At 42.1% G+C, this 4,663-nt stretch carries 5 protein-coding genes; all 5 read left to right on the top strand.

All coding sequences use genetic code 11. From position 1 onward, the window contains the following. On the top strand, nt 1–163 hold a 163-nt coding region (locus M8E35_RS27140; RefSeq protein ID WP_373887491.1), incomplete at its 5' end, for a helix-turn-helix domain-containing protein. Between the two features lie 276 nt (nt 164–439). Continuing rightward, nucleotides 440–1,747: a GntP family permease gene (locus M8E35_RS25895; protein ID WP_252473853.1), complete on the top strand. Its 1,308-nt coding sequence runs from the start codon at nt 440–442 to the stop codon at nt 1,745–1,747. A gap of 56 nt (nt 1,748–1,803) precedes the next feature. Beyond that, the gene (locus tag M8E35_RS25890; RefSeq protein WP_252473852.1) at nt 1,804–2,826 is read left to right on the top strand and encodes a ketopantoate reductase family protein; all 1,023 of its coding nucleotides are present in this window, start codon (nt 1,804–1,806) and stop codon (nt 2,824–2,826) included. 402 nt (nt 2,827–3,228) lie between these two features. Next, a complete protein-coding gene (locus M8E35_RS26650) occupies nt 3,229–4,068 on the top strand; it encodes a methyl-accepting chemotaxis protein (protein WP_289711017.1) in 840 nt (279 codons plus the stop codon). Nucleotides 4,069–4,148: 80 nt separating this feature from the next. Beyond that, the coding region (locus tag M8E35_RS25880; protein WP_252473851.1) for a PAS domain-containing protein at nt 4,149–4,663 on the top strand (515 nt) is incomplete at its 3' end.

The following is a 4,663-nucleotide window of genomic DNA, read 5'->3' as shown; positions in this document are numbered from 1 at the left end:
TGAGGTTTGTCTTGAAACGGCAAGGGTCAATGCTGAAAAAGAAACCATAATTAGGGTGCTTGACCAGACTAATTCTAATATTAGCATGGCCGCTAAATTATTAAGAATTAATAGGAGTGTACTTTACGAAAAATTGAAAAAATATGATATCAAAATAAAGTAAAATTTCATTATCTTTTTGCTATGAAACTGTTGGGTAATCCAGACAACTGTTGGGTAATCAGACGGTTTTTTTGCAAGACAGTTTCTTAAAAGCTCCAGAAGAAGCATGATTAGACGTTTAATCATGCTTCTTTTTTATGGCACGTTTATTGCGAAAGAGTGTTTACAAGAAGACAAAAGGAGGTGCATTAGTTAACAAACCATAAAAAAAGGGGGGATTGGGTCAGTCTGAAATCAAAACGGAAATGAAAGAAACGATTTTAGAGGAGGATAAATAATGTTAGGTGTTATGGGTGTGCTTATCGCCATCGCTGTGATTATTTTTATGGCCTACAAAGGTTGGAGTATCATTCCTGCGTCTCTGCTTTGTGCTCTTATCGTTGTTTTGACCAACCATGGCGACATTTGGAAATCCCTCTCAGTGGATTATGTCAACGGATTTAAGTATTTTGCCGGTACCTATTTCTTAATCTTTGTACTTGGTGCGTTATTTGGCCAAGTTATGGGTGAGAGCGGAAGTGCTAACTCTATTTCCTACAAGTTAATGAACTGGTTTGGTGAGTCCAGAGCCGTGCTGGTGGTAGCCTTGGCAACGTCAGTACTAACCTACGGTGGAGTTAACCTGTTCATCGTTATTTTTACTGTCTATCCTTTGGCATTAATCCTCTTTAAGGCAGCGGATTTACCAAAGAGACTCATCTTAGCAACTGTCGGTATTGGGGCGGGAACCTTTACTATGACAGCCTTACCCGGCTCCCCTTCCATTCAAAACCTCATCCCTGCTCAAGTATTAGGAACAACTGCTACTGCCGCTCCCTTGATGGGCATTATCTGCTCCCTATTCCTCTTCGGGGCTGGTGTCTGGTACGTGCAAAGTCAGGCTAACAAAGCTAAAGCTAACGGCGAGCATTTTGTACCGGGCCCTCGTGACAATATGGATAAACTATCTTTGGCCGATGCCAGTAAACTGCCTGATTGGAAAGTAGCCTTTTTGCCTTTACTCGTTGTGATTGGGTTGATCTTTTTACTGAAAGGGAAAATGGATGCTCTTTATGGGGTCTGCATTGCACTGGCAGTAGGGATTATTTTAACCTATGTGCTTAATTGGAAGCGTTTTGAAAATCCTCTTAAGGCTCTTAATGATGGTTGCTCAAATAGTGTCATGGCCCTAGTCAATACTGCGGCTATTGTTGGTTTTGGTTTTGTAGTCCAGAACGTTCCGGCTTTTCAAGCCTTTATCAAATTTGCCTTGGGCATGAAATTCAATCCCTTGGTCTCCGAAGCCATCGCCGTTAACGTTATAGCTGGTATTACGGGTTCCGCTAGTGGCGGTTTGACCATCTTCATGAAGACCATGGGTCCGGCATTCCTGCAAACTGGTATGAGTCCTGAAGCTTTACACAGGGTTGCCTCGATAGCTTCCGGCGGTCTAGACTCCCTACCCCATTCTGGAGCGGTTATCACATTATTAATGGTTATGGGTTTAACTCATAAAGAAGCTTACAAAGATTTAGGTGTAGTAAGTGTAATCTTGCCTCTTTTGGCAACAGTGTTGGCTGTAGTCATTGGAATACTCTTATATTGATGTGGGCCATTGTCCACGTGGGTACCTGATAAAAAAACGAATAAGGAGGAGATACTATGCGCACAGCAATTATGGGTGCGGGTTCATTAGGAACTATAGCTGGGGCTCTCATTACCAAGAGGGGAGGAGACATTGTCCTAATTGATGCCAACAAAGAACATGTTCAAGCTTTAAACGAACAAGGGGCTACGATTACTGGAACAATGGAGCTGAATATTCCTGTCAAAGCGATCACTCCCCAGGAGATGACGGGGATTTATGATGTGGTTCTCTATCTAGTTAAACAAACGTATAACGACGCAGCCTTAAAACAACTACTGCCTCATCTGGGTCCCGATAGTGTAGTATGTACCCTGCAAAATGGTGTTCCTGAGGATGCCGTAGCGGAAATAATCGGAATAGAGCGCACCTTAAGCGGGACGGTGGGCTGGGGAGCAACATATGTAAGGCCCGGGGTTTCCATGCTTACATCGGAACCCAATAAGATGAGCTATGATATTGGTGAACTGGATGGCAGCATCCGGGAACGGACAAAAAAGGTAGCCGAACTGTTAAACCTTTCAGCAGAGACTATTATTGTGCCAAATTTGGCTGGAATTCGATGGACTAAATTAATCGTTAATGCCACTATGAGTGGTCTATCTGCGGCCTTGGGCTGTACGTACGGAGATATCTTAGACAATGAGAAAGCTCTTGCCTGTGCAGCTCATATAGGTAACGAGGCCCTAGAAATTGTTAAGGCCAGAGGTATTAAACTCGAACCTCTCCAGGGGCATGACCTGAGTGTTCTGGCTTTCCAGAATAAGCAAGAACGGACTGCGAAATATCCTTACTATAAAGCCATCTATACACCACATCGTCTGTTAAAGGCCAGTATGCTCCAGGATCTAGAGAAAGGTTTAAAGACAGAAATTGATGCTATCGATGGGGTTATTACCGAATGGGGTAAGAAGCTAGGCATTGCGACTCCAATCAGTGATAAAGTCGTAGAAATAGTTAAAGGAATAGAAGCAGGTAGGTACACTTACCAGATTGAGAACCTTGAAATGTTTGAACTGCCTGAAATTCCAGAAGCTTAGTTTAAGCGAAAATCGGGGCTGGCAAAGCTGAATTCCTTACAGCGACGATGGCCATATATGGGTTGCCTACGTTGCAGGGAAAGGAGTCTTGGCTAAGAACAATGGTGAATTAGTAAGGAAGATGGTCAGAATCATGACTGAGTTAGACCTTTAACCTGCTACCCCAGTGAGCAAGTATTTACTGGCTTTGTCCAAATAGTAACAAATGTTAATCGCACAGGATAGCGCTGTTGCTATCCTGTGCGATTCCCCTCCTGAGGCCCTCAAGTCTCAATTCTTGGAAAGGCTAAGGAAAAAATCTTTTGATTACAGCTGATTTAAGGAAGAAAAGGAGTGGTAACTGAAAGATAGCAAAGATACCATGAAATACAATATCTATCTTAATAAGGGGAGGGTATTATCATGACAAGGATTATTGGTAAAAAGACACTAAAGCAAATTATCGATTTGTTGCCCAGTATGGCCCTGCTATATTCCATGCCTGTCGGCATAGGGGTAGTGGACACCGCTAATTATATAGCTGTGTATCGCAATGATAATAATGTGATTCCGGCGAAATTTGAGGTCGGTGATCCAGTAGTTGAAGGAAGCACTGCTTACAGGGCCATGAAAGAAAAAAGGAGAATAATCCAGATGGTACCCAAAGAAGTCTTTGGAGTCCCTTTTAAAGCATTGTCTGAACCAGTCTATGATGAGAATGACAACGTAATTGGTGCAATTGCAGTGGTGTTCAGTCAAGAGAACGAATCTGTTCTTAATGAAATAATCCACCAGTTTTCAGCAGCTTTCGAACAGGTAAACCAGAGTATTCAAGAAATATCGATAAGTGCACAACAACTTTCGAAGGTGGGAGAAACGCTTTCGAAGAATACACGGAAGACGAAAGAAAACATCGGTGAAACCGACGAAATTATTCAGATGATCAAACGTGTAGCTGATCAGACCAAGCTTCTTGGTCTAAATGCAGCTATAGAGGCAGCAAGGGCAGCTGAACATGGAAGAGGCTTTGCTGTGGTGGCAGCAGAAATTCGCCGTCTTTCTGAGCAAAGCAATAACTCGGCCATACAAGCAACTGGAATCTTAAAAGAAATTACCTTGTCAATTGAGTCGATTAATAGGCAGTCAGCCGAAACAAGTAGTGTTAGTGAGGGCCAATCTGCGGCAATCCAAGAGATCGCTGCCGCAATGGAAGAATTGATCGCCCAACTAGAAAGCTTGAATGCTCTAGCTGCGAAACTATAGATGGCTGACACTAGTTAGGTACTGTTAAATCAGAATAGTATGTCAAAACCACACTAATGACTCTGAAGGAGCGAATAGTAATGCCAGATATCCGTGAAGAGAATAAGGATATATTTTATCATGTTTTAGAATCTATGCAGGGTATTGTGGTGGCAGATATAGACGGTAAGATTATCTTTTTAAATGACAGATATTCGGAGATCTTGCAAGTAGATAAACATGAAGCCATCGGAAAAGATATAAGGGATGTAATCCCTGGTACACGGATGCATATTGTAGCTAGGACAGGGTGCGAAGAAATGGGTTCATTATTCATGCTTAAGAATGGTGAGTCTGTATTGGTTAACAGAATACCCGTTCAGAAAAATGGCAAGATAATTGGAGTAGCGTCATTTGGTTCTCTCTCAAAGGCAGATGAAATGAGTACTATGGCTACAATTCAGAAAATCAGTCATTTAAGCCAGGAACTAAATCAATATAAAAGTGAATTGAACAAGTTAAGGGGAGCTAAATACTCCCTGGATCAAATTATTGGCAATTCTCCTAACCTTATCAAGATGAAGGAATTAATAAAAAAAGTAGCTCAGACCAAGTC

The organism is Desulfosporosinus nitroreducens, assembly GCF_023897015.1.
Lineage (GTDB): Bacteria > Bacillota > Desulfitobacteriia > Desulfitobacteriales > Desulfitobacteriaceae > Desulfosporosinus > Desulfosporosinus nitroreducens.
The sequence above is the reverse complement of the archived record's forward strand: the minus strand, read 5'-3'. Positions and strand labels throughout refer to the sequence as shown.

Coding starts and splice junctions, on each gene's coding strand:
- M8E35_RS25895 (WP_252473853.1), top strand. CDS start 440: ATGTTAGGTGTTATGGGTGTGCTTATCGCCATCGCTGTGATTATTTTT.
- M8E35_RS25890 (WP_252473852.1), top strand. CDS start 1,804: ATGCGCACAGCAATTATGGGTGCGGGTTCATTAGGAACTATAGCTGGG.
- M8E35_RS26650 (WP_289711017.1), top strand. CDS start 3,229: ATGACAAGGATTATTGGTAAAAAGACACTAAAGCAAATTATCGATTTG.